The following is a 24898-nucleotide window of genomic DNA, read 5'->3' as shown; positions in this document are numbered from 1 at the left end:
GTCTGAACTCCGTCTGGACCCTCACCCGCATCGACGATCCCTCGGCACGAACTGCGGTTCAGACTGCTGTCAGCGATCTCAACCTCGACGTCCGGCTGGCAGCCCTCCATTCCATCAGTCTCTGGAAAGACACATCCGCTTCCGCCACATTGAAGAAATCCCTGACCGACAAATCGCCTGCGATTCGACGAGCCGCCGCCGAAGCGATCGGGCGTATCGGCGATGATACGGCTGCAGCCGACCTGCTGGGTGCGGTGACCGGCTCAGAAATCGATCGTGAGCTGCAGCACTCCGTCACTTACGCCCTGATCGAAATTGGGAAGCCGGTCAATCTCTCCGTGGTGCCAAAAGAGCGGCTCTCGCCCCTGACGCAGTCGATCGCCATGATCGCCAATGATCAGATGCCGGGTGGACACGTGGAACCGAAATCGGTCATCCCGTGGCTGACATCAAACGAACCGAAATTGCGGGAAACCGCTCATTGGCTGGTCGGACGGCACTCAGAGTGGGGGGATTCACTGGCCGAGTACCTGCAGCAGCGGATTGCGGAACGCAATCTGACCGACGACCAGCGTCGGGAACTCGTCGAACAACTGGCACAATTCGCAGGAAACGGTGCAATTCAACAACTGCTTGCCGATCAGATCCGTCCCGGCGAAATCAATCGAATTGAATCCCGGCACGTCGCATTAGACGCGATGCGCAGCAGTGGGCTGAAAGAACTTCCCGCAAGTTGGCTCGAAGGACTGACGCTAACCGTCGCCGAAGGGAATCCGGTCCTGGTTCCTGCCGCGATCGGCGCCCTGCGGGCGATTCCCGTGAAATCGGCCCACGAACCACTTACGCTCGCACTGCTGGGAGTCGCCAGTCAGACATCGTTCCCTGACGGTGTTCGTGTCGAGGCGCTGGCTGCAATTCCCGAGGGGCTTTCCCAGCCGAAAACCGAACACTTGCAATTGCTGGCGAACAACCTGGGGGAACTGGTCAGCGTCAGCACACGCTCGGCCGCCGTCGACGCGCTTGTCCGGTCAAAACTCGACGCCGATCCGCTGAGCCTGCTGGCTGAATCCATTCCTGAAGTCGGGCCGTTGGAATTGAATCGATTGCTCGGCGCCTTCGAACATTGTTCCGACGAAGCTGTCGGGCTGAAACTGGTTGATTCACTGAAGAACTCTCCCGTGCTGACCAGTCTACGCGTGGATACGGTGAAGGCCCGCTTAGCTAAGTTTCCTTCATCCGTGCAAACCCGCGCCGAAGAACTTTACGCCGCGATCAACGTCGAGGCAGGCCGCCAGCAGGAAAAGCTCAACGAGTTAGCCCAGTCCCTGACGGGCGGGGACATCCGCCGAGGTCAGCTTGTCTTCAACAGTGAGAAAGCGGCCTGTTCGGCCTGTCACGCCATGGGCTACAAGGGAGGGGATATCGGCCCGGATCTGTCGCGCATCGGCAAGATTCGGACCGAGCGGGATCTGTTGGAAGCAATCGTCTTCCCGAGCGTCAGCTTTGTGCGAAGCTACGAGCCGGTACTGATCGTCACTTTGGACGGAAAACAATTCAATGGTCTGATCCGTGCTGAAACGCCTGAAGAAATCACACTGGCGACCGGAGCCCGGGAAAAGGTCCGCATCCTCAAGTCGGACGTGGAAGAAATCCGTCCAAGTACGATGTCGATCATGCCCGCAGGACTGGAGACTCAGTTGACCAGACAACAACTGGCCGACCTGATCGCATTCCTCAAGGCCAAGCAGTAAGACGACTAAATCGTCGGTAATTCAAATCCCTTGCGGCGAGCACGAGTCAGGTACTCATTCGCGGACTTGTCGTCCGCGAACTGTTCCTTGACGGGGTCCCAGCGGAGGGGACGTCCAGCCGCACGAGTGATGTTCGCCAGATGACAGACCGTCACAGACCGGTGGCCGATTTCGACATCGGCAACTGGTCTCTTTCGAGTACGAATACAATCGAGCCAGTCCTGCATATGCCACCGCGCCTGCCAGAGGGCAAGATTGTCACTCCATTTCCGTTCTTCCTCGTCGACGTCGACCATCTTCTTCAGATTCTCGGCGATCTCCGGGGGATTGGACGCGAACTTGTTTCGATTGATCTCCAGCTTTCCTTTTTCGCCGATAAAGATCGCCCCACCCATCGGCCCTCGACCGGGCTCGATCACGAAGTGAACTTCGATCCCGTTGGCGTACTTCATGAAGACTTGCCCGTTGGGACCTTCTGACAAGGGTTTCAGTTCAACCGGACCGGTGTCATCCATCCCCAGCGCCCATTGAATCTGGTCGACTCCGTGAGCACCCCAGTTGGTCATTTCTCCTCCGGCAAAGTCGCGCCAGCGCATCCACGACATCCACTCGGGATTAAAGGGGCGAGATTCCGCCTGGTTGAGCCACATTTTCCAGTCGAGTCCCTCGGGAACGTCGACCGCGTCAGGTGTTTTGGCGGGAGAGGCTTCCGGTCCGCCATAGTTAATGGCCTGCACTTTCAGGATTTTTCCGAGTCCACCACTCCGGATAAACTCACATGCGATCCGATTCATCGCCATCGACCGCTGCTGCGAACCGACCTGCAGGACACGTTCCGTTTTGCGGACCGCGTTCACCAGGGCCCGACCTTCGCTGACATAAAGCGTCAAAGGCTTTTCGGCGTAGACGTCCTTCCCCGCCTGACAGGCATGAATGCACGGCAGGACTCGTTGAAATTCGCCTGTCGCGACAATCACAGCGTCAATATCTTTTCGATCGAGGAGTCGCTGATAATCCTGATAGACGGGCCAGGCCCCATTCTGTTTTTCTTTAAACTTCTCGGCCCGCGCCCGATTGCAGTCACACAGCGCCACGATCTTCGCAGACTCGGGTAGCTGCTGCAGCAGGAGGGAGGCTCGTCCACCAACGCCGATGGCCCCGACGCGAATTTCTTCGTTCACACCCAACCGGTCCAGCGCGCCCACCGACCGGGTGACGGACCCGAGAGCGACTGAAGAGGCGACGGCCCCGAGAAATTGCCGACGAGATGCTGCTTGCGGACGTGAAACCATTCCAGCCACCTTTCGAGCCAACAGGCGATACGCAATCGACGAATCTCGTCACTCTCCGCAAGGAAAGCGGACGAGTGTCTACAAAGACAGACAGGTCAAATGGAGAGATGTGTTTCGATTCAGTCTACAACTTCGAACAGCCGAACGGCAATCAATCGACGGTGTGGGGTCCCGCGAAATGACCAATGTAAGTTAGACCCCGCTCGCAAGTCATCGCCGCAACCGTTCCGCAACCCCACGCTGCCACCTGACAGCGTGGCCCCAACGGGAATGCGGCTGGGCTGTGCTCTCGATTTCGGTGTCGAGGATCCTGTTGTCGAATTCAAATGAGCGCAGGAACCGCGACTAAAGGGAGCAATGGTCCCGATGCTGTCCCCGATGCCTCTCTGGTCTGTTACCAATCAGTTTCGACCCGGAACATCGTGCGAGCAGGGGGGATCTCCACACTGCGGCGCTGAGTTAGCTCATCGGTATGACAATTGCGACTCTTCCGACCCCAGGAAAAATACTCCCATCGAGCGGGCTGCACAGAGGAGAGAGACAATGAATCCAATCGTCCAGGCAAACGAGTCGGTTGTCGGCGTCTTCGATACACTCGAGGCTGCACAGGATGCGATTAACGATCTGAAGCGTGGGGGATTCACGGAGGCGCATCTTGGCTTTGTAGCCCCCTCGGAAGAACCTACGACGACCTTTACCGATGATGCAGCCAAGACTGCGGCCGCCGGTGCCGCAACGGGACTGGGTGCAGGAGCCCTCTGGGGGCTGGCGATTCTGGGAGGTATCCTCCCTGGAATCGGCCCGGCTCTCGTCGGTGGAACCCTGACGGCCGTTCTCTCCAGTGCGGCCGTCGGTGCGGGATCAGGAGGACTCCTGGGAGCACTGATCGGGCTCGGCTTCACAAACGAAGATGCCCAGATGCTGGAGGATGAACTCCATGCCGGTAAAGTCGTCGTGACCGTCACTGCGGGCGATCGGGCCGACACGGCACGTGCCATCATCGAACACCGCCGCCAGGTCGAAGCGGGCGCGACAACGTCGGCTGTCTGAAGTACGTGTCGCCACGACCTTCACTGTCGTTTTGCCCTATTGCGGCACAAGTCATGTTGGAAAGGAACGAAAAGTGAGTACTCAACAAGAGAAACCACGAGAAGGGAAAGCGCTGGTTGATCCTCGGAACCTGCCCGGTAACGACTGTTGTTCCCCATCGCAACAACCGGGTCAGTCTCGTCAGAACGCAAAAGAAAACTCAGCGCCGGGACGAACTGATGAGAAGCCGACAGAAGCTGCGGAAGGGAAGAAGCCCATCACGGCACCCTGAATGTGGTGCGCGTTGGGATTCCGTTTAATCAATCATAGAGAGGACTTCCGATGACCAAGCCGACTCCAACGCAGTCCGATACCAAACAGACTCCGAAACAAAAACCCGAGCGTACCACCGAGCGTGAGCCCGATTCCGTGGAAGACGTTCCCGCCGTTGACCGGGGTGAGCGGATTGCGACAGGAAAGGGGATCGCACGGGGTGGCAAAGACTCGGGGTTTGTCCCCGGTGCCGATCCGCAACCTCCTGATGGGTCGAAGTAGACCTCTGCACATGAATGAAGGTATCTCTGAAGTCAGAGCGAGCGTGAGCAAGCAGGTGGCCGAGGAGCTGTTGATTAAACAGCTCCGCACGGCCTCGCTGATTTTCGGAGGCCTGCGAGCAGCGCAGCCGGCTACGTCTGTGTGAACCCGAGCTATGCGCTGGGATAATTGAGGAGATCTCACCACTTCCAAGTGTGACGTCTCACGCTGCTAATGCGGCGGCCCTTGACGTAGGTTGCTGACCGAGTTTCGCGCTCTCTGTTCCCGGAGAAAGTCGCTGCCTCGGAGTTACACACGGGGATCTCTTGAACGCGGCCAATCTATGCGCCGAACTCCAAGGTTCCCCATCAGTTCGCATTGCCTGAGCACTGCAACCAGGGATCGTTTTTGCGGACTTCCGATATTTTACAACGACCTACATCGGGTCCGGTTGACCTGCAGTTTTAACAGCCTGATGATCGTGACCTGCGGACGTAGAAAATGGTCTGCAAAGTGGCTATAGAGGTTAGCTCGGTCGACGAAACATGTGAGTCTGTTGCAGGGTGTGATTACGGGGTCGGATTCTTGAGATCCACTTCGGACACTTGATTAACTGAAGGTCTCTATGAAAATCGAACGCATCGAAACGATTCCCGTCGAGATTCCCCTCAAAGAGGGGTTTTCAACGAAGACCGCTCACGGCGTGCATGCGGTTTCCAACTATGTCATCGTTCGCGTGTATACGGACCAGGGGTTAATCGGCTTGGGAGAGGCGACGGTAGCGCCACGCTGGACAGGTGAGACGAGTGCCACCTGTATCAGCGTCATCGAGCAACTTCTGGCGCCGGCAGTCGTCGGGCAGAATCCTCTCGATATTACGCGACTTCGGCATCGCATGGATCGTGTTGTCAAACTGAACCCCTTCACCAAAGCCGCCATCGAAATGGCACTCTGGGATATCGCCGGAAAAGCGGCGAATATGCCGATCTGCCAACTCCTGGGGGGACCCGTTCGGGAGAAGATGCGGATCAAGTTAGTGATCGGAGCTCTCGATATTCCGACCGCAGTTCAGCTTGCAGAACGCTTTCTGAATATGGGTGTCACCTGCCTTAAGGTAAAGACTGGCATCATCGCAGAAGATGATATTGCGCGGGTGCGGGCTGTGCGGGAAGTTGCCGGGCCCAATATTCCCATCACGATCGATTCCAACTGCGGCTGGAACATCACGACCGCACGCCACACACTGCAGCGGATGGCTGACCTCAATATCCTGCTCGCGGAACAACCAATTCCGCCGAACGACCCGGCTGCGATGGGGGCGCTGCGTGCCTCGGTCCCGATGCCGATTATGGCGGATGAAAGCGTCTTTACGCTGACGGATGCCTGGAATGTCTGCGCGGCAGGCGGAGCAGATATCCTGAGCGTTTATCCTGGAAAGCACGGGGGGATTGCCGGGACCGTCGAGATCGTCAACGTCGCCAAGGCTGCCGGAATCTCTTGTGCCATTGGCAGTAACCTGGAACTGGGGATCGCAACGGCAGCAATGCTCCATCTGGCTGCCGCCCTGCCGACCATCGAAAGCGAAACGTACCCCGCCGACCTTGTCGGTCCTATTTACCATCAGGCCGATCTCCTGACCGAACCGTTGGAACTGGGCCCTCCCGCTGCGGTTTGTCCCATGGGTCCTGGCCTCGGCGTGACGCTGGATGAGAAACAACTCCAGAAGTGGCGCGTCGGTTGAAGGCGGATTTCTCAATCGGCGAACAGATATCGGCGAACGGATTAAGTCGCCAAATAGACGATGGGACTGGCAGGCGGTGCTCGCCGGTCCCACGATCTTCGACGGATTGGAAGTCTCGGCTTTAAGACATCGCAATTTTCAGCTAAGACCGAGCCTGCGCCGCAAAACAAGCGCTCGACCGGGATGACGCTGCCACTAGCGCATGGCACTCAGACCAGATACGGGTCATTCTCGTATCCGCTCTGAATGCTGTCCGTCGCTGCCTCAGTTCAGTCCCAGCAACGTCAGGCTATCCCGGTCGATGAGTCGCTCAATCGCTGCTTCATTGAGACGAGGCAGGGCAGTCCCCTCCAGCATCTTGTTGAGGTTGCGGAGGCCGTCAAGAGTCGCCTTAACAGTCGTGAAAGGATAGTCGGTACCAAACAGCAACTTGTCCCAGACCCCGTATTCCTGCACGAGCATCAGGCTGTGATAGAACTGGAATGGACGGTAGTGAAGAGCGGAAATATCCGCGTACAAGTGAGGATGCTTACGAATCACCGCAATACATTCTCCCTCATAAGGGTGCCCCAGGTGAGCCAGAATCATGCGGACTTCAGGATACTTCGTGGCAACGGGATCGAGATGTCGCGGTAGGGTGCACTCGATCGGAGCCTGTGAGATAAACGTCGTACCGGTATGGAGCAGAACGGGGAGGCGGTGTTTCTCAGCGTATTTCCAGAGTGGATCGAGTCGTTCGTCCTGAGGCAGGAAGCCGGCATACATCGGCATCAGCTTGATCCCTCGCAGGCCAAGTTCCTGATGTCCAAAATGCATCTCCTTCTCCCAGCCTGGCTGGGTCGGATCAAGCGAAAGGAACCCAATCAACTGTTCAGGATGAGCCGCGACATAATCGTGAATATCCCGATCATCGACCCAGAGGCCTGACAATTGTGCCTTGCCTCCGAAAACAATGGATCTCACACCAGGCACAGACTGGCGCTGATAGTCTTCAAAGCGGACGGTCAAATCCATTTCGACCCCGGCTTTGGCACGTTTCGCCTGCTGGCGGAAATCATCCTGAAAGTGATCGGGATATCGCCAGAAGTGGCTATGGACGTCAATGAGTGGCATTGGCGAGTTCTCCGATTTCTTCTGGGGGTTCTACGGGGACGAACCTGAAATTTGCCCAGAGCAACCCCGCTACGATCAGCACACCAATATCAATATAAAAGATGGGGTCCCATTGGACGCGCCCCGTATAGCCGTGCTTTCCCAGCCAGTCCGCGATACTACCCACCAGGTACTGAGAACTCAGTCCTCCAAAGACTCCTGCAGAATTCATTAATCCGAACAGCGCTCCCACGTGTCTGCCGCTGATGCCGATTGCACAGGACCACCAGAGAGGTTGAGTCGACTGGGTCAGAAAGCATGAAAGCGAACAACAGGTCGCAGCGAGCCAAGGCTCGCGACTCATTAAAGCGAAGCTGAGACAGACGGCGGCAGCGAAGAATGCGGTCCCTGCAAAGATTCGCTGACGTCCCTGGTGGCCGGCCCCCAGGAGACGATCGAGAATAATACCGCCGAAGAACGTTCCCACTGCCGAAGAAGCAAGGACCGTCGAAGCCATCCAGCCAGCCTGAATTTGATCGACGCCCCGGCCTTTGACCAGATAGGTCGGGAACCATGAAAAATAAATGTAACTGTTAAACGTGCCGAAGACCATAATGAGACTTAAGAACCAGATGCTTGGATTTTTCGCAACGAGTTCCCAGGGGATCGCAGTATGCACATTCTGGGAGGTCGCTCTTCTGCCAATCAGTTCGACCTCTGCCGCGTTCACTCCCCAATGCTTTGCCGGATCATCACGAAACCACAACCAGAAGCCGACCGCCCAGACCACCCCGACGGCCCCGAACAGGACGAACGTCCATCTCCAACCAAACTGACTGATGAGAATTGCTGCTAGAAAAGGAGCTAATGCTCCACCAATTTGCGATGCTGCTAACAGAAATCCTTGAGCTCGTCCGCGTTCTTCATCCGGAAACCAGCGCGACATGACCCGGGCGACGTTGGGAAAGGCTCCCGCTTCTCCCGCCCCGAATAAAAACCGTACGACGACCATCATCCACAGGTGTGTGCACGCCCCTGTGAGAGCCGTAAACGCAGACCACCACAACGATATCCGGGTCAGCACGCGACGCCCCCCCAGTACGTCGCCCCATCGTCCCGTCGGAACCTCGAACAGGCCATAGGCCAAAGTGAAGGCCATCAGGACATAGCTCGTTTGTTCGTTCGAAAGCTCCAAGTCCTGTTGAATAGAGGGGAGTGCCTGCGAGATGCAGATGCGATCGAGATACAGCACACCTGACAACAGACACAGCACGGCTAAAACGACAAATCTCGTACCTGTCGCAGGGGCCGAGTCCACAACTTCGGGAACCGTTGCTTCCGTGACAACATCCGACATGAGCTGAACCTTGAAAGAGTGGCCGAGCAGATGGGAAGCCGCTTGGAAAAAGAGATGATTCGTCGCTGGCATAAACAAGATCGTTATTGTTACCTTAAGCACTCCATGCATCAAGGAACACAACTGCGATTCTGACCTGCGGAACCCGCAACTTCGGATCGCCGTAATCTCGTTCACTACTCCTCCATGCAGATTTTGTGAGCCCGAAACATGCTGATTGGCTACGTGAGTGACGAACGCTATGTAGCGCTCGCCGACGTTGTGTTAGAATTCGTCAACGAAGACGGTTCGTCTTGGGAAACCCGTTCCAGAGCCACCGGTTCGGTTCATTTGGACATCCCGGCGGGCAAGTATACGGTCACACTTCAGAAGCCAGGATACGGTGCGAAGCGCAGCCAGGTGAGCGTTCCACTTCCGGCCCCGCATCAGTTCCGCCTGCTGAGCGATGGATTGAGCGGGTATGCATGGCCAAAGTGGGTGAGAAGCGGCGAATCCAGCGAGTTTCGAGTCCACTCCGTCGAACCCTACCAGCTCGAACTCTGGCGATACGGCTGGAAGCCTGAACTCGTCAAGAGTCTCGGCTGGCACGATGAACATGGTCCCCGTGCCACAATGCAGGTCACGCCGGATGGTGACTACACACAGACGGGAGTCAAATGGAACAGTGTAGGCTATACAAATGAAGCTCACAAACAGTATGTCGAGGCGCCGGAGTTATCCGGGCTCTACTATTTTCGTGCGCAGACAGCTTCTGGACTGAAGTTCTCGTTTCCGTGGATTGTGGCGCCTCGTACTCCAGTCGCCCCCCTGGCAGTCCTTGGAAGCAATCTTACCTGGAACTCCTATAACAGTTTCGGTGGCCGCAGCAATTATATTAATGCAGATAAGCTACCCCCGACACCGACGGTCAATTCGCGTTACGATCTGGTTCGTTACTGCGATCCGCGGTTCCTCACATGGAACTGGCCATCCTATGCGCCACTGTCGTTTGACCGGCCCGAGCCGTTCAACCACATCGACTTTGATACTCAGATCACGGATCCTATTCATGGCCGCCAAGCGTGCCATCTTGCTCCAGCCGAATGGCGATTGCTGGGCTGGCTGGAACAGCAAGGGCTGGCCTATGACTTTTACGGCGAAACTCAGCTCGATGACGAAACCCTCGATCTGCAGGCTTATCGGGCACTCATCACAGCCGTTCATCCAGAGTACTGGACACGAAAGATGTATGACCGTGTCAAGAAATGGGTCTTCGAAGATGGTGGCCGTTTAATCTATCTCGGCGGCAACGGACTGAACTGCGAAGTGACTCTCCAGGGGTCAGCCATGGTCGTACATAACGGCGAGATTACAGGACTCGATGTTGACGGTGTGGGCGGTGAAAGCCGGCTGGCTCTTCGACATGAATCCGAGGCAAGTCTTCTCGGAGTTGTCTTCACGCCCACCGGGATCATGACGGGAGCCCCCTACAAGGTCGTCGATAATAATCACTGGGCGTTTGATGACACCGGTTTGAATAATGGTGACTTGTTCGGCACCAGGTCACTGCATATGCGCTGCCCCGGCGGAGCCTCGGGGCACGAGACAGATAAGATTTCGGCGAGTTCTCCAGCCAATTCCAGGTTGCTGGCCAAAGGACTTAACCCCGATGACGGAGGGGCCGAAATGGTCAATTTCGAGACTTCCAATGGTGGAAGCGTCTTCTCGGTGGGGTCAATCTCGTGGGTGAGCAGCCTTCCCGTCGATGAACATGTCGCGCAGATTACGGAGAATGTCATCCGGCGATTCATTGAAGAATGAAAGCAATTCAACCAAATCCGCGGAATCAACAACTGCCCCGGACGCTACAGAATCTGATGAATCGCTCCGTTTACGTTGGGTGACCGAAGCGTATGCACGGCATCGATGTCTCACTAACGCACTTCCGACCAGACTGACAGCAGGCCCAAGTCGAGGCCGCTCTTGTTCATAGTTTCATGAGATCAACATGCAGCTTGTCCAGTTCGTTGTTCCCAATGCCGGTCGACGCGTCGGGTCCGTTCTTGATGACGGTATCATCGACCTGACGTCCGTCGCTGCCGACTGTCGGTCTGTGTATGACCTGATCCAACGGGCGATAACCCAGAATCTCTGTCTGGGTGACGTCGTGCAAAAGCTCATGACGGGAAATCAGCCGGACACTTATGCCTATGCACATCTACTGAAAGCGATCCCCGGTGGTTCAGATCCTTACCTGATTGCGCCGATTGACCACCCCGAACCATCTCGCCTGCTGATCAGTGGAACAGGGCTTTCTCACTTGGGAAGTGTTCAGTCACGAGACCAGATGCATGGTGGTACGGCCGCAACCGAACCTCAGACCGACTCGGCCCGAATGTTCGCCATGGGACTGCAGGGAGGTCGTCCGCAAGGGGATCAGCGAGGGGTTTCACCCGAGTGGTTCTACAAGGGGAACGGCCACAATTTGCGTGGCCCCCTGGCAGAACTCGATCTTCCTGCTTATGCACTGGATGGGGGAGAAGAGCCCGAGATCGTCGGCTGTTACATCATTGACCCTGCCGGGCAGCCACGTCGAATCGGATTTGCTCTCGGTAATGAATGGTCGGATCACGCCACGGAAAAGATCAACTACCTGTATCTTGCTCCTTCCAAACTCCGCGTTTGCGCCATCGGCCCGTCCATTCAGGTCACTGAAGACTTTTCTGACATCCGACTGCGCTGCTCGGTAACTCGAGAGGGTCTGCAAATCTACGACAGCGGAGAATTGCTATCTGGTGAAGAGCACATGTGCCATTCACTCCAGAACATCGAGGATCATCACTTTAAGTACGCGCAGCACAGGCATCCTGGCGACGTTCATCTTCACTTTTTCGGAACCAGTAAACTGAGTTTCGGTACCCGTACGTGGAAGTATGAAGCGGGTGACCGCATCGAGATCTCGGCGCCCGGGTTCTCTGAACCGCTCGTCAATACGGTGACTGTGGGGAATGAGCTGGAAGGGATGCCGATCCGGGTCACGCCGATCTAATTCCGACAATTGTCTATATTCCTGCGGCGTTACCATCATCACTCAATGCATGACGGTACGTCAGACGCGACTCTCAGCAGTCGATGGACAGTCGTCTGTCGACTGCACGGTGAGAGAGGCCTTCATCGCTGGCTCTCATATTGATCCTTCGAAACCTGCGACAATCGCTTAGAATTCAATGTCACGCCGAGGCCGGGGTCTGCCGAAGCCCGCGCGAAACCCGGTTCGCCCAACTGGGACGTTTCACAAGCATGTTCTATGTGGAAGACAGGACCGATGATGTCTGCCGCGTAGCGTTCGACACAGATATTCGGAATTGCCATACACGCATGAATCATCGCCGCCGAACCGACATCCCATTCCAGATTACTGCCGATCGCACAGTGTACACCGGCCGCTTCCGCCAATGAGGCGATCGCCAATGTATTGAGTAGTCCGCCGTTCTTTCCGGGGTAGACACTGATAATGTCGGCCGCCCCCTTCTGAATACAGGCGATGGCATCCTGAATCGTGAAGACGGATTCATCAGCCATAACAGGGAGACGAACGTGCTGGCGAACGCGAGCCAGTCCATCAAGATCGAGCCGATGGACGGGTTGCTCGATAAAGACCACTCCATATTCTTCCAGAAGAGGCGCCGCGCGAATCGCCTCGTTCACGCTCCAGCCTCCATTTGCATCGACTGTCAGTCGAATCTTTGGACCAACCGCCTCCCGCACCTGACGCACCCGTTCGAGGTCGTATTCCAGTGGATCGTGGCCCACTTTGAGCTTTAATGTCCCGAACCCTTCTGAAACCATTCGCTTGCCGACAAGAGCGGACTCTTCCGGTCCCACCGGCATAATGGGGAAGCGCAGTGGTAGATTAGCACTGCGAACGGCCCCACCCAGGAGTTGGTAGACGGGTGCATTCAGTGATTTTCCAAGGAGATCGAATAGTGCCATTTCGATCCCTGCCTTGGCGAAGGGATTGGCAAATGTTTTGGATAACCTGTCCATGCAGTGGCGAATTCGTCGTGGATCTTCACCAATCAACTTGGGGATGAGATGCTGTTCCAGCAGCGCTTTCGCCCCCAGGCACGTTTCGCCGCTCCAGTCGGGTGATCCCGTGACTTCACCGATTCCCACAAGTCCGGTGTCAGTCTCCACAAACATCATCAGGATATGAGAGGTAAATCGAAATCCCTTTGTGTTCTGTACCAGCCCAACTCGACGGTCAACGCCGATCCGCACGGGCTGCGTTCTGATATTGGCGATCTTCAATTCCGACCTTTCACACAGTTGCCTGGCTATCAAACTCAACCATCGCTTTTGCTAGGGTGTCGACCGTAGCATCCAACCAGCTTCGACCCAATTCTGACGTTCCCCGATCAGGGCTATCGGTAAAACCGTCGATTGCCTGCCAGGTTCCGTGGTGTTCTGCACGATAAGGTCGGACGAAGCCTCGGGGATCCGTTGAGCCCGTGTGGTCTCGATGCGGACGTGGTTCGTGAACTAGATCCGGTCGTAATGCCATCATGAGGGACGTCTCGAATTTGCCCGCGTGCCCCGGTAAGCGACAGTCATTATGCGCGTTCAACTCGACCAGCGCGTCCCACGCGATCGTCCAGTACGAGGCCGCGGCCATGCTTACGGGATAATTGAGAGCCAGATCCCGCGCCACCAGTTGCACAAGTTCGTGATTGCCACCATGACCATTCAGGACGAAAATCTTCCGGTACCCGCAGACGATCAGTGATTCGGCTAATTCATAGACCATCCGGTAATATGTCTGGGTGGTCAGCGACATTGTCCCGCCGAAAGGAAGGTGATGGTGAGACGACCCAAACGGAAGTGTCGGGGCGACATGGACAGAGATCTCGGAAGAGGCTTTCTCGGCCGCTTGGCGGGTCAGAAATTCGATGGTGAACGTATCTGTACCAACGGGAAGATGGGGTCCGTGCTGCTCGATTGCCCCGACGGGCCAGACCACGAGCGTCTTCGCGGCGGCCGTCCGGGATTCCGTTCGAGTGAGTTCCTCAAGCAGTCTGCATTCAGTCATCGCATTACCTTGGATGAGCTATCCACATTTCACAAACCATGACCACCAGCCGCCGTCCACAGCAATCGCAGAGAGTCACATGTCTGTCTTTCACTTACGAAGAAGCTCTTCGCGAGAAGGCGTGCACTCGGTCACCAAATTTGCATCTACCGCAAAATTGTTCTTCCAAGATTCAGATCAACTCCCGAATGGGGTGTCCCTCACCCAGGATGGGAATCGGTCGTCCTGCCATGTCCGGGAATGAGACCTGCGGATCAATCCCCAGGTGACGGTAGATGGTGGCCAGCAGATCGAATGGCGTCAGCGGGCATTCTGTGGGAAACTCGGCCTTCGAGTTGGTCGCTCCGACCACCTTACCCATCTGCAGCCCACCCCCGGAAATAAGGGCGCTGTAGGCGTCCGGCCAGTGATCCCGTCCCGTGCCGAGCGAGTTTGTTGCGATACGCGGTGTTCGCCCAAACTCACCCACAACGACGACCATGATCTTGCGATCCACACCCCGCTGAAAGATATCCTCAATCAAAGCGGACAGAGCCTGATCGAGATAGGGTAACCGGGTGCGCATATACCCTGCGAAGTGCCCTGGGCGTCCAGCGTTTCCGCTGTGATCATCCCAGTTCGTGTAGTCAGGACCCGTTTGCGGCGTATCGATATAGAGATTCACGACCGCAGTGCCCGCTTCAGCCAGACGACGGGCGAGCAGGCAGCCTTGTCCCCACAGATTTCGGCCGTATCTGTCTCTCAGCACCGGGTCTTCCCGCTGGATGTCGAAGGCGTCGGCCACTTCCGGCGCCGTCAGCATTTGGAAAGCCAGATTTCGGAACTGATCGGTTCCCTTAAGACTTCCGCTCTGATCCAGATTACCCCGCAAACGATCGAGTTGCCGCAACAGGTTCTTGCGATCTTCCAACCCCTGTCCTTCTAATCCCGCTGCGAGCTTCAAATGAGGTGGTGCAAAGTTCGGTAACGATGGATCGCCGACCTCGAAGGGACCATGATGAACGCCCAGGTAAGTTGGACGCGTCATGTATGGCTTCATCGGAAGCGTCACGTAGGGGGGGAGTGAATTGTGAGTCATCCCCCGCACTTTACTGGCGATCGATCCAAAATCCGGATGCTCGCTCTTCGACTGCGATGTCGGATCGAGTCGGCTGGGACGCTTCCCCGTCAGAACAATGATCCCGCCGTCGCTATGAATTCCGATGTCATGATGCAGCGAGCGAATGAGAGAAAACTTATCCGCGATCTTCGCCTGGAGCGGGAAGTGCTCACAGATGTCAATGCCCGGGACGTTGGTCGGGATGGACCCGAACAGACTGCGATATGTCGAGGGAGCCTCCGGTTTGAGATCGTACGTTTCCAGCTGTGACGGACCGCCATGCAGATACAACATGATGACCGAAGTCTGTTCAGACGACCGCCCTGTCGCAGCGCGGGCCGCAAGCACATCCGACAATGACAGGCCACCGAGAGCTAACGCACCGACTTGCAGGAACTCCCTGCGGCGATGTGGGCCACAGCATTGATTCAGCATCGGGATCACTCCTCTCTCCAACTCATTGGCTTGACACGAAATCCGGCATGGTCAGGAATCGCGTAATCACGTTGGACGTAATCCGTGAAATTGCATCGTCGACAAGCAGACAAGGAACATAAGTGATCGACCCGGCCGAGAAGACGGCCCCTCCGCTCTTTGTTTCATAGCATACGATTTCGGCCCCCCCGTCGTCGCAGTTGATCCCCTTCGCCAGTAATACTGTCCCCGGTGGGGAATGTGGACTCATCTTGTCGGTCTCATGGCCGGACGCACCACCGGGAATTCGTTCCTGCAGACTTTTCTCACCGAACAGATCTCCGTTCTTCAGTCCTGTTCCGGCGAAAACCCAATGGTCGTCCCGCACCACTTGATAAGGAGCTGCCGTCATAATTCCTGTATCGGTGCAGACAACGCCGAGCAGGTTCGCCTCTGACTCTACTGTACGATGCATCCTGCTATCCAGATAAATCTCCGGATTCGCAGGGTCGGGCATTCCCAGTGCTCCCCCGGTACTGGGGGCGAGATAGGTTTTAAACCGAAGCCGGTCTTCTCCCAGAAACTCGACCTCACAGTTCAGGCCATTACCACCCAGATAAATGAGCTTTCCACCCCGATTCCAGACCCAGTCCTTGACCTTTTGGTACATCTGCTTTGACCAGTATTCCGGATGAACGCTGATCATCAGGATTTTGTACGAGTCCAGATCGAGATCTCCATTGTGGAGTTGCCATTCTGAATAGTAGTCGTATTCGAATCCTTCCCGCTCCATCCATCCCAGCAGACGCCACTCTGCGGGTGCCATCCCGCAAGTCAGGCGTCCTTCGATCGGGTCTGTCACTTCTTCGTGTTCGCGAACAACATTCCCGATTTCAGGCCGCTCGAAGGAAAGAGGAAGATACTCGTGGTCCTGAAAGCCCCAAACGTTGAACGAGCCCGCATGCGTGTAACGGATCAGGTCCTGCCGCGCGTTGACGACTGGCGCGTCCGGGAGCTGATGAGCGTTGATGTAATTGCTGCGGCCACCAAAGTTGTTATAGGCAAGCCAGGTATTGGTCGATGCCAGAATGGCAATCGGGGCTGTCAGTTGAGCTGGCGCGACGACCCACGGAAACGAGAAGAACTCCCCCGTGCGTTCCCCTTTGGCGTGCAGGTAGTAGAGCCCTGATTTTTCCGGTCCAACCACAAACTGGGTGTGATGAGCGTTATTTCCATAGCCAACACGGTTCCACCCAACCCCGGTCTGGGTGAAATCTCCGTCGGGCAGAATCTGCATGACCGCACGAGGGCCATGTTCATCGAACCAGCCGAGGAGTTTGACGAATTCTCGTTTCCAACCGTACCGCCACAGGCTCAGCCGGTAAGGCTCGGTAGCATGCACGCGGAACTCCGATCGCCCCCCCGTCTGGACGGATCGGGGCCAGACATAACCCAGGATCCCGTCCGATAACAGGCGAAAGTGATGTGGGCGGCGGGAATCAACAGTCATGCGAGAATGCTTTGAGCCGTAACCCTCTTTGACGAGAGTAACGACGTATTCACCTGGCTCCAGATTCGCTACGACCGCTCCTCGGGGAGTCGATCGAACAATGTCCCGTGTCTGTCCTCCCGACTGAAACTCCAGCAGTACGTCGGCAAGTGCTACGTATCGTTCGTCACTGACATAGCCAATCAGCACACCAGTTCCCTCAGTTCAGACTTTGCTGTTCCCAGCGAGAACAGTACGAAATCGTTACACCAGCTTCGCTGCAGATGGTCCTATGTTGATCACAAATTCGAATTAAGTCGCAAGAGTTCCTCCGCTGCTCCCTTAATTGCCGCTTGGTCAGATTCTTTCGTCGGAGACAGAAAAGGGGTAATGGGTCCTGTTTGACTGACACCACAAAGCGACACGGCGTCATGGAGTACCCGCACCGGGTTGATCGAATCTCGCAGTGATTCCAAAGGAACAAACTGCTGACGAATCCGCTCAGCAGTCTCATCATCCCGTGCCTGAAGGGCTCGCAGCATATTCGTTGAAAGCCGCGGAGCGATGCAGACACACCCCGACGTGAAGCCAGCGAGGTGGAAATGCCGCAAATGCACGGCAGCCGGTTGCTCACCCATCCCACTGACGATCAATGTGGGACCGATCGCATCGATCAATCCACTCAGAAAAGGATCGTTCAGAGTGTCTTTGCGAACGATGGCATATTTGATCCAGGAAATCAGACCGTCTTTGAACATCTGCACGACCGTCCCGACATCGACCATTTCCTCGTGTTTGAGATACAGAACCGCCGGGCGTTCAATCCGATCAACGAATCGCTTCATGCCGCTGGCAATTCCCGCGGGAGTCGTCCCGTCGCGACTTGGCAACAGCATCGCAGTGGGAAAGGAAAACTCTCTCAGGATGGCAGCTTGATCCATCATCATGCCGAAGGTGGGACCAACTGACGGTATGACGGTGATGTCTGATCCCGCCGATTCGGTCAGCATCTTCAGTAGCGAAGGATATTCCCGCAGGGAGACATGCGCTAAAGCGGCGTTTCCGCCATACAGCAATGTTCTCACGCCACCCGCTTCCAGATGACGGATCTGCCTGACATTTTCCGCGACATTCAGTTCCAGATTCGAGTCACGAGCTAACGGAGGAACAGCAATCACAGAGTTCGCCAATGAGGCAGGGGTCATTCGTCGCGTGTCCATTGTCGAGCGTTTCCAATGCAATGAAGTGTATAAATGAGTTTCGACCGGGTCTCATCGCGACCGAAGGGCTGACAACCTGGCGGTGCAGCAAACAAACGTCGCGTCGATTAGCATTCCAGTTTCCAACCGGACGACGTAACTCTGAGACTCTATTCTTCGCTGCGGGGCTGACTATTTCCTGATCAGCTTCCAGACATCGGGCTGCATGTTGTTCCCGGCAATCATCCAGAGGTTTCCGTCATGCACCACCAGACTGGCGGCGTGACGAGGATTCCAAGGCGTATCTGGAAGCTCGGTCCAGTCGGTCCCATCCTTCGAAAACCAGACATCTTTACGATTTCCGCCGTTTTCGTGATATCCCTCCATCACCCAGAGTCGATCGTCCCAGACAGCGACATCATGGTACTGACGAGGGTGCCACGCAGCCTTGGAGGTGTGCAGTTTCCAGTGAACGCCGTCCTCAGAACTCCAGACATCGTTGTAGTACTTGCGTTGAGGCGTGGTGGGAGTGTCGTAGGTCCCACCGCCGAGGATCCAGATCCGGCCATTCATCACGGCCGATCCGCCGATCATCCCTCGAACGGACCAGCAGGGTTCTTCAGGTTCAATTTTCTCCCAGTTCACACCGTCCGTCGTGGTCCAGGCGTCGCGGTAGAATCTTTCTTCTCCACCACCAAACGCAGGCATCGTCTGACCTCCGATGACCCAGATCTTGTCCTTATGCACCACGGTGTAGTGCAGGGCCCTCGGCCCCCAGGGAACATCCTTCCCTTTATTGACGTAGTCCCACGTCTTTCCGTCCTGCGAGGACCAGACATCGTTCTGGTAGTGGCGCTGATTGCAATCGCCACCGACGATCCACATCCGATCTTTGTAGACGACATATCCAGCGGTGTGACGCCCCTCCCAGTCGCTGGTCGGATCAAATGATTTGTCTTTGAAGGTGTTGGGTTTGACCAGAGTCCAGTCGGCGCCGTTTTCTGAGGACCAGACCTCGTTATTGCAGATCAAGGGAAAGAAAGGGCGGTCGGCGACGATCGGATTCCATCCACCTAAGAGCCACAGTTTCCCCTTGTAACTCAGAATTCCCGCTCCATCCCTCGCCACCCACGGCGCCTTCATCGTGATTAACTGCCACTCATATTTCGGATCGCTTGACGGTTCCGCGGCATCGACCAGTCCCATTGACCCTAACAGGACTCCTAGAAGTAAGAGTCGACGACAAGCTTCTCGCATCATGCAGTCCTTCTTTGTCAGTGTTCCCGAATACGCGTACCGATGGTCCAAAATCGTTCTTTCGTTTCGGGTGCGGTTAAACACCGTCGGCTTATAATCCATCCTGGATGATTGATTCGAGCTGCCGATTCACCTGTCCCCACAGTTTTGCGGTGATTGGAAGTGTCCACCCTTATCAACTCCTGCCAAGTAATTAATGGCCAGATCCCGTCAGGTGTATTCGGGCAGGAACCGTTTCCAGTTTTCATAAATGATGTTGTGAATGACTTCATCAGAGACACGAGGAAACTTCGTTCCCTCGACGACATCGTTGACTTTCCATTGTCCCGCGATGACCTGAGAGAATGTGGCAGACGGAAAGTCCGATCCTATGATCAGTTTATGCTCGACCCCGTATTCAATCGCCGTCATGAAGGCCTGGTAGTGACGGAGCGGTCGGTAATGTAATGCTGACACATTGGCATAGAGATTGGGGTGCTTCCGAATCAGGACAACGCACTCGGTTTCCCAGGGGTGCCCCATGTGGGCAATCACGATTCGCAGATCCGGGCAGGCAATGGCAATATCTTCCAGTTGCACAGGGTTGGCATACTTGAGCGGACCGGGGCGAACGAACGACGTCCCCTGATGAATATTGACAGGAATGCCAAGCGATTCCGCTTTACGGAAGAGCGGCAGGTGACGGGGGTCTTGCGGGTCCCAGTTCTGATAGATCGGCGACACCTTCAGACCACGGAAACCAAGCTGGTTCACGTAGTAGTCCAGTTGGCTAACACACTCAGGGTCATTGGGATCGACGGAACACCAGCCGATGAAACGATCCGAATGCTCGCGGACGAATTTCGCGATCAGTTCCTGGTCGGCATGAATGCCACAAAAAGGGGCGACGACCCCAAAGACGATCACCTTATCGGCGGTACGCGTGGCCTCCAGTAATTGCTCGGGTCGGGAATCGAACGTGTTTTTATAACTGACATCGTCGCCTGCATAGTAAACATCGGATGAGAGCTTCATCTTTGCCCGTTTAGCTTCCCAGGCGAATTCGACAAATTCCTCAGAGTAATGATCCGGGTACCACATCAAATTCGTATGTGTATCAAACAGCACGTTGCACTCCGGCAGGTATCAGAGATGGTCGAGCAGAGGTCAGTGATCGGCACAAGCTCCCAACGGTTTGAGCACGGGATTACGCTCTCGTACCTGAACTGGTTTCAACGGTCTCGGACGAGGAAACACCAATGACGGCAATTTAAGGAAAACGCGTGTCACGAATTTGATCGACATTCGAAGTCTGGACAGCACAATGCCAGTCGATCCTGTGGATTCTTCATTCTTTCTTCGTCACAGGAACTGCGGGACCGACATACTTGCGATTGATACCACACCCCACCGTTCCACTACCGTAGTAGCCGATGGAAATTCGTCCCACATGCGTCAGCAGGTCATAGGCATCCCAGCGATTCCAGCCATAATCCACTTCCATCCAGAGAATCAGCCTCGCGTAGGCTTCGGCGATCGCCCGTTCTGGCGAGTTCTGGGTGGCAACCGTCATGAGAAACTCGGGGTTCGCGATTCGGATTCCTGTGAGCGGTGATCCACGAAGCAGATCGACCTGAATTGTCGACCACGCTGCCATCTCAAGACCGGTTGCAGAGAGCTCGCCATGCCCCATCGCGGCGTGCGCGTCTCCCAGATACAGGTAGCCACCCGGCACAGAAACAGGAAGAAACAGCGTGCTTCCTGGACAGACCTCCACCAGATCCATGTTCCCCCCGTGGGGTCCGGCGGGGCCAGTGGTGGGTACACCCCAGTCAGGCGCTGTTCCGATGCATCCGAGCATCGGCTGGTAGGGAATCTGAATTCGTTCTTTCCAATGGATGAACCCATCGCGAATCGGACTGACGTGAGCTCCATGAGGGACCTCCGCCCCCAACCATTCGACCAGTTGTTTCGGGGCCCCCGTATAAGTCGCACACTGACCGTCCCGGGGTTCGATCGACTTGATCGTGACGGCCAGATAGTCCCCTTTCTCGGCCCCATCAACGACAATCGGACCCGCGACGGGGTTGCTGTAAGGAACGACAGACTTGTCCCGACGATCGCCCGCAGAACGAATTTGACCAGAGAGAGCGTCTTCCGATTCGACACAAAAAGTCTCACCCGGCTTGACGCGACATCGCGGTTGGCAGTGCCGACTGAATTCATAGACGAGAGGTTGCGCTGGTACCCGTTGCATACACATCCCGCATCAACTGCCACCCCGAAAAGGGGGGATAGGTTGGTGATGATGCAGGAGCCATGCACCCGCATTTTTTGGATACGGTATACAATCCATCGACACCGCTGTCAAACAGTCCGAATCGTATTGAGCGACCCAAGCGGCTGGCCGCTTCCGGGAGACGGATCCCGCCTGACGAAACTGGAAGGGGATCTCTCTCTGCCCAACCCGCTGCTATAATCCTTACGGCTTAACGATTGAGAATCATGGAAGATTCCTTAATGTTATCGGCATCCTTCACTCAGACGAATCGACGGAATAACAGATTGCCTGCGAGCGCATCGCTTCTGGCAGTCCGTCATTTTTTGTGCCCCTACGTAACACTCCCCCCGATATACGTTCCATTCTCCCTGATGACCCTGGCCAGCTTTCACATGTCCTCCTGGAGAGGATGTCCGGCGATGACGCCCGGATTGCAACCAATTGTCGATTGTGTACAACCCACTTCCTCGATATCGTAGATTTCAAACGGGTATGCCCCGGGAAAGATAAACCACATGAGTCGGCCCGTGATTTCCGTTCTGGATCAGATTGCTTCTCGATTGCGTGCGGATGTTCGCAAAGGGGTCTTCGTTCCAGGTGACGCTCTGCGCGAAGAGCACCTTGCCAGTCGCTTTGGCGTCAGCCGCAGCCCGATTCGTCAGGTGCTGCAGCAGTTGACGTTCGAAGGGTTGCTCCACGCCCGTCCGAATTGTGGCACCGTCGTCGCAGAACCGCCAACCCGCGAAGTTGCGGAGGTGCTTTATGAATGTCGGGCCAAACTGGAATGCATTGCCCTGCGGCAATGTTTCCATCTGCTGGACGACGCTGACTTTAAGCAGTGGCGCGATATCCTTGAAGACATGTATGAGTGCTGCGACAGGGAAGATCACAGCGGCGCGTTCCACCAGGATTCGCTATTCCACCGGGTCATTATCGATAAAGCTTCCCCGGCTGGATCACTGGGCGTCTACTTTGCGATCGCAGGTGCAACCAGTGAGTACCTGACGGTCGACCGCAATCGCCCGTTCCATGCGGATTTTCGGGAACTCTATGGAATGCACGCAGCGCTCTATGCCATGTTCCAACTCGGCGATCTCGAGGTTGCCTGCGAAGCGTTGTCACAGCACATATTGAAACAGGAATTTGTCGCCGCCTCATGTCGTTGCTGGACCGAAGCAGGGAAGCCACGTGAAATTGATGGAGTCTATGACAAGCTGGCACAACCTTTGCGACGGGCCGTAAAAAAGAAGAAGGAAGCAGACAAGTAGCACCTGTAGAACAGTGTGCATCAATGGCCTGTACCCCTATTGAGAAGATTGCTCGTGGGGGTGAGCTACGAATTGGCGGAATGGAGAATACCCGGAAGTCACATTGAGGGTCAGGCGTTTTCAAGGGCAGAGGTGCTAACCAACGAGGCGGTCGATGCTTCATTTGTTCACGAATCCCACGCACAATTCCGGGCAAGTGACACGACGTCAATTGCTGAAGATGAGTGCGCTCTCGACCGGTATCGCGGGCGGATTAGGCCATCTCCCTCAAGCCAAAGCAGAGACACATTCTTCCCGCGGCCGTGCGAAAGGATGCATCTATCTCTTTCTCTGTGGTGGGCCCTCACAGCCGGATCTCTGGGACCTTAAGCCCTTAGCTCCCAGCGGCGTCCGATCAGAGTTTGATTCGATTGCGACGAGTGTACCGGGATTGCACTTTGGGGAACTCATCCCACAGGTCGCACGTCATGCCGACAAGTTGGCAGTGATCAGGTCGATGACACATACAGACAACGATCACGTCGGAGCGATCGTTCACTCGCTGCTGGGTCAACTCCCTGCTGGCCCCGGGCAGTTCTATATCGACCGAAAAGATCACCCCGGCCTCGGAGCCATCGTTCAAAGTCAGCGACCTCAAAATAGTCCCCTTCCGCCCTGGATCGTCTTACCCAGATACTTCACCACGGGATCCCCGGCATACAAAGGCCAGTCTGCGGGCTTCCTCGGTTCCCCCTACGATCCGCTCGTTTTCAATAAGGAAACGAAAGCTTCTCTCTCCGATTCCCCCCTCACTTTAGGAGATTTGGAGCTTTCAGCCGGTATCACACGTGAACGTCTGATGGCACGTCATGACCTGTCCCGTTCCCTCGGTCAGAAGTTGACCGCCGGGAATACGGCGCGTGCGGACGAGATGTTCGAACAGGCTTTCGGCATGCTGGTTACTCCTGCTGTTCGCCGGGCCCTGCAGCTCGACGACGAATCGACACAGACCCGAGAGCGTTACGGCAGAAACGAATACGGACAAAGCCTGCTGATGGCGCGACGTCTGATCGAAGCAGGGGTCCAGTTCGTCAACGTCTTCTGGACGTTCTTTGATTCCAAAGGCTGTCAGTTTAACCTGTGGGACAACCATGGTGTCGCCAACGACGTGTGTGGAATTGACGGTCAACTGACGGGACGGCAACAACTGACGCACCAGTACTGCACTCCCTCCTTTGATCGATCATTTTCGGCCCTGATTGAAGACCTGTCTGATCGGGGACTTCTGGACGAGACACTCGTAGCGGTGGCAGGAGAATTCGGCAGAACGCCCAAGATCAACGCTACGGCCGGACGCGATCACTGGGCACACTGTTACACACAGCTTCTTGCAGGAGGGGGCGTTCGTGGTGGGAGTATCTGGGGTGAGAGCGACGCACAAGGGGCTTATGTCGCACGCGATCCCGTCAGCCCGGACGACTTCGCCGCCACCATCCTGCACGCCTTTGGCATCGATGCGGAGTCGCTGATTAAAGACAACCTGGGCAGACCTTTACCGGTCACAACGGGGCGTCCTGTCACAGCGTTGTTCTGAATCGCCCTCATTCTGTTGTTAGCGGAAGCAAGGCTTTACGGCAGCTTAATCTGGAATCAGCGTCATGCAATGGATGATCCGGCTACTTTCCGTCAACGCCTTTGTCGCAGTCGCCTCTGTCGCGGGCGCACAGGAAGTGGACTATCTGAAAGAGATTCAACCCATCCTGAAACAGCGGTGCTGGTCCTGTCACGGTGCATTACAGCAGCAGGTACAACTTCGTCTCGATACCAGGCAAAGTATGGTCAAAGGAGGAGACACCGGTCCCGCGATTGTTCCTGGACATCCCGAACAGAGCTTGCTGATAGAGCGAATCTCGTCCCCTGATCCCGCGATGCGGATGCCCACCGAAGGGGCCCCTTTATCGGCCGCTCAAATTGACTTGATCCGGAGATGGATCGAGCAGGGTGCCACGGCTCCCGCTGACGAACTCCCCGAGCCGGATCCACGAGAACACTGGGCGTTTAAAGCCCCC

The 24898-nt window shown here is 55.9% G+C and carries 21 protein-coding genes; 10 read left to right on the top strand and 11 right to left on the bottom strand.

Going from position 1 to position 24898, the window contains the following annotated elements; all coding sequences use genetic code 11:
* Positions 1 to 1751 (top strand): HEAT repeat domain-containing protein (locus VGE80_RS13025; RefSeq protein ID WP_440592978.1); only part of this gene is annotated, 1751 nt, incomplete at its 5' end.
* Between the two features lie 5 nt (positions 1752 to 1756).
* Here the strand turns inward: VGE80_RS13025 and VGE80_RS13020 are convergent.
* A complete protein-coding gene (locus VGE80_RS13020) occupies positions 1757 to 3043 on the bottom strand; it encodes a Gfo/Idh/MocA family protein (RefSeq protein WP_440592977.1) in 1287 nt (428 codons plus the stop codon).
* A 543-nt stretch (positions 3044 to 3586) separates the two neighbouring features.
* Between VGE80_RS13020 and VGE80_RS13015 the strand changes: the two genes are divergently transcribed.
* The 4 genes from VGE80_RS13015 (at position 3587) to VGE80_RS13000 (ending at position 6347) form a co-directional block, all read left to right on the top strand.
* The gene (locus tag VGE80_RS13015) at positions 3587 to 4093 is read left to right on the top strand and encodes a general stress protein (protein WP_440592976.1); all 507 of its coding nucleotides are present in this window, start codon (positions 3587 to 3589) and stop codon (positions 4091 to 4093) included.
* Positions 4094 to 4166: 73 nt separating this feature from the next.
* Positions 4167 to 4364 (top strand): hypothetical protein, encoded by a 198-nt coding sequence (locus VGE80_RS13010; RefSeq protein WP_440592975.1) that lies wholly within the window; start codon positions 4167 to 4169, stop codon positions 4362 to 4364.
* Positions 4365 to 4414: 50 nt separating this feature from the next.
* Positions 4415 to 4627 carry a hypothetical protein gene (locus tag VGE80_RS13005; RefSeq protein ID WP_440592974.1) on the top strand — a complete coding sequence of 71 codons (213 nt, stop codon included), beginning with the start codon at positions 4415 to 4417 and terminating at the stop codon, positions 4625 to 4627.
* A gap of 604 nt (positions 4628 to 5231) precedes the next feature.
* Positions 5232 to 6347 (top strand): mandelate racemase/muconate lactonizing enzyme family protein, encoded by a 1116-nt coding sequence (locus VGE80_RS13000; protein ID WP_440592973.1) that lies wholly within the window; start codon positions 5232 to 5234, stop codon positions 6345 to 6347.
* Positions 6348 to 6611: 264 nt separating this feature from the next.
* On the opposite strand, the gene VGE80_RS12995 is transcribed toward VGE80_RS13000, so the two are convergent.
* Positions 6612 to 7460 (bottom strand): amidohydrolase family protein, encoded by an 849-nt coding sequence (locus VGE80_RS12995; RefSeq protein ID WP_440592972.1) that lies wholly within the window; start codon positions 7458 to 7460, stop codon positions 6612 to 6614.
* A complete protein-coding gene (locus tag VGE80_RS12990) occupies positions 7447 to 8796 on the bottom strand; it encodes an MFS transporter (RefSeq protein ID WP_373652367.1) in 1350 nt (449 codons plus the stop codon). Before VGE80_RS12990 ends, VGE80_RS12995 begins: the two co-directional genes overlap by 14 nt.
* Positions 8797 to 9006: 210 nt before the next feature.
* Between VGE80_RS12990 and VGE80_RS12985 the strand changes: the two genes are divergently transcribed.
* Positions 9007 to 10596 carry a N,N-dimethylformamidase beta subunit family domain-containing protein gene (locus VGE80_RS12985; protein ID WP_440592971.1) on the top strand — a complete coding sequence of 530 codons (1590 nt, stop codon included), beginning with the start codon at positions 9007 to 9009 and terminating at the stop codon, positions 10594 to 10596.
* A gap of 187 nt (positions 10597 to 10783) precedes the next feature.
* On the top strand, positions 10784 to 11824 hold the full coding sequence (gene araD1 / locus VGE80_RS12980; protein ID WP_440592970.1) for an AraD1 family protein: 1041 nt from the start codon (positions 10784 to 10786) through the stop codon (positions 11822 to 11824).
* A 122-nt stretch (positions 11825 to 11946) separates the two neighbouring features.
* Here araD1 and VGE80_RS12975 read toward each other — a convergent pair whose 3' ends face one another.
* From VGE80_RS12975 to VGE80_RS12940, 8 genes are all read right to left on the bottom strand, one after another.
* Positions 11947 to 13086, bottom strand: a complete 1140-nt coding sequence (locus VGE80_RS12975; protein ID WP_440592969.1) for a mandelate racemase/muconate lactonizing enzyme family protein — start codon at positions 13084 to 13086, stop codon at positions 11947 to 11949.
* Between the two features lie 10 nt (positions 13087 to 13096).
* Positions 13097 to 13864 (bottom strand): creatininase family protein, encoded by a 768-nt coding sequence (locus VGE80_RS12970; RefSeq protein ID WP_440592968.1) that lies wholly within the window; start codon positions 13862 to 13864, stop codon positions 13097 to 13099.
* A gap of 172 nt (positions 13865 to 14036) precedes the next feature.
* A complete protein-coding gene (locus VGE80_RS12965) occupies positions 14037 to 15398 on the bottom strand; it encodes a DUF1501 domain-containing protein (RefSeq protein WP_440592967.1) in 1362 nt (453 codons plus the stop codon).
* A gap of 22 nt (positions 15399 to 15420) precedes the next feature.
* Entirely contained in the window at positions 15421 to 17076 is a 1656-nt protein-coding gene (locus VGE80_RS12960) for a N,N-dimethylformamidase beta subunit family domain-containing protein (RefSeq protein ID WP_440592966.1), read from the bottom strand.
* Positions 17077 to 17165: 89 nt separating this feature from the next.
* The gene (locus VGE80_RS12955) at positions 17166 to 18086 is read right to left on the bottom strand and encodes a dihydrodipicolinate synthase family protein (RefSeq protein WP_373652374.1); all 921 of its coding nucleotides are present in this window, start codon (positions 18084 to 18086) and stop codon (positions 17166 to 17168) included.
* Between the two features lie 171 nt (positions 18087 to 18257).
* Positions 18258 to 19325 (bottom strand): hypothetical protein, encoded by a 1068-nt coding sequence (locus VGE80_RS12950; protein WP_373652375.1) that lies wholly within the window; start codon positions 19323 to 19325, stop codon positions 18258 to 18260.
* Between the two features lie 207 nt (positions 19326 to 19532).
* The gene (locus tag VGE80_RS12945) at positions 19533 to 20429 is read right to left on the bottom strand and encodes an amidohydrolase family protein (protein WP_440592965.1); all 897 of its coding nucleotides are present in this window, start codon (positions 20427 to 20429) and stop codon (positions 19533 to 19535) included.
* A gap of 220 nt (positions 20430 to 20649) precedes the next feature.
* Positions 20650 to 21558 carry an acetamidase/formamidase family protein gene (locus VGE80_RS12940; protein ID WP_373652377.1) on the bottom strand — a complete coding sequence of 303 codons (909 nt, stop codon included), beginning with the start codon at positions 21556 to 21558 and terminating at the stop codon, positions 20650 to 20652.
* Between the two features lie 539 nt (positions 21559 to 22097).
* On the opposite strand from VGE80_RS12940, the gene VGE80_RS12935 reads away from it, so the two are divergent.
* The 3 genes from VGE80_RS12935 to VGE80_RS12925 form a co-directional block, all read left to right on the top strand.
* Positions 22098 to 22850: a GntR family transcriptional regulator gene (locus VGE80_RS12935; RefSeq protein ID WP_440592964.1), complete on the top strand. Its 753-nt coding sequence runs from the start codon at positions 22098 to 22100 to the stop codon at positions 22848 to 22850.
* Between the two features lie 154 nt (positions 22851 to 23004).
* Positions 23005 to 24423: a DUF1501 domain-containing protein gene (locus VGE80_RS12930; protein ID WP_373652379.1), complete on the top strand. Its 1419-nt coding sequence runs from the start codon at positions 23005 to 23007 to the stop codon at positions 24421 to 24423.
* A 64-nt stretch (positions 24424 to 24487) separates the two neighbouring features.
* Positions 24488 to 24898, top strand: a 411-nt coding sequence (locus VGE80_RS12925) for a c-type cytochrome domain-containing protein (RefSeq protein WP_440592963.1), incomplete at its 3' end; no start/stop codon positions are given.

The sequence above is a fragment of the Schlesneria sp. genome (assembly GCF_036405755.1).
Lineage (GTDB): Bacteria > Planctomycetota > Planctomycetia > Planctomycetales > Planctomycetaceae > Schlesneria > Schlesneria sphaerica.
Note: the sequence above shows the minus strand (reverse complement) of the source record. Positions and strands in the feature narration are given on the sequence as shown.

Coding starts and splice junctions, on each gene's coding strand:
- VGE80_RS13020 (WP_440592977.1), bottom strand. CDS start 3,043: ATGGTTTCACGTCCGCAAGCAGCATCTCGTCGGCAATTTCTCGGGGCC.
- VGE80_RS13015 (WP_440592976.1), top strand. CDS start 3,587: ATGAATCCAATCGTCCAGGCAAACGAGTCGGTTGTCGGCGTCTTCGAT.
- VGE80_RS13005 (WP_440592974.1), top strand. CDS start 4,415: ATGACCAAGCCGACTCCAACGCAGTCCGATACCAAACAGACTCCGAAA.
- VGE80_RS13000 (WP_440592973.1), top strand. CDS start 5,232: ATGAAAATCGAACGCATCGAAACGATTCCCGTCGAGATTCCCCTCAAA.
- VGE80_RS12995 (WP_440592972.1), bottom strand. CDS start 7,460: ATGCCACTCATTGACGTCCATAGCCACTTCTGGCGATATCCCGATCAC.
- VGE80_RS12990 (WP_373652367.1), bottom strand. CDS start 8,796: ATGTCGGATGTTGTCACGGAAGCAACGGTTCCCGAAGTTGTGGACTCG.
- VGE80_RS12985 (WP_440592971.1), top strand. CDS start 9,007: ATGCTGATTGGCTACGTGAGTGACGAACGCTATGTAGCGCTCGCCGAC.
- araD1 (WP_440592970.1), top strand. CDS start 10,784: ATGCAGCTTGTCCAGTTCGTTGTTCCCAATGCCGGTCGACGCGTCGGG.
- VGE80_RS12970 (WP_440592968.1), bottom strand. CDS start 13,864: ATGACTGAATGCAGACTGCTTGAGGAACTCACTCGAACGGAATCCCGG.
- VGE80_RS12965 (WP_440592967.1), bottom strand. CDS start 15,398: ATGCTGAATCAATGCTGTGGCCCACATCGCCGCAGGGAGTTCCTGCAA.
- VGE80_RS12955 (WP_373652374.1), bottom strand. CDS start 18,086: ATGGACACGCGACGAATGACCCCTGCCTCATTGGCGAACTCTGTGATT.
- VGE80_RS12950 (WP_373652375.1), bottom strand. CDS start 19,325: ATGATGCGAGAAGCTTGTCGTCGACTCTTACTTCTAGGAGTCCTGTTA.
- VGE80_RS12940 (WP_373652377.1), bottom strand. CDS start 21,558: ATGCAACGGGTACCAGCGCAACCTCTCGTCTATGAATTCAGTCGGCAC.
- VGE80_RS12935 (WP_440592964.1), top strand. CDS start 22,098: ATGAGTCGGCCCGTGATTTCCGTTCTGGATCAGATTGCTTCTCGATTG.
- VGE80_RS12930 (WP_373652379.1), top strand. CDS start 23,005: ATGCTTCATTTGTTCACGAATCCCACGCACAATTCCGGGCAAGTGACA.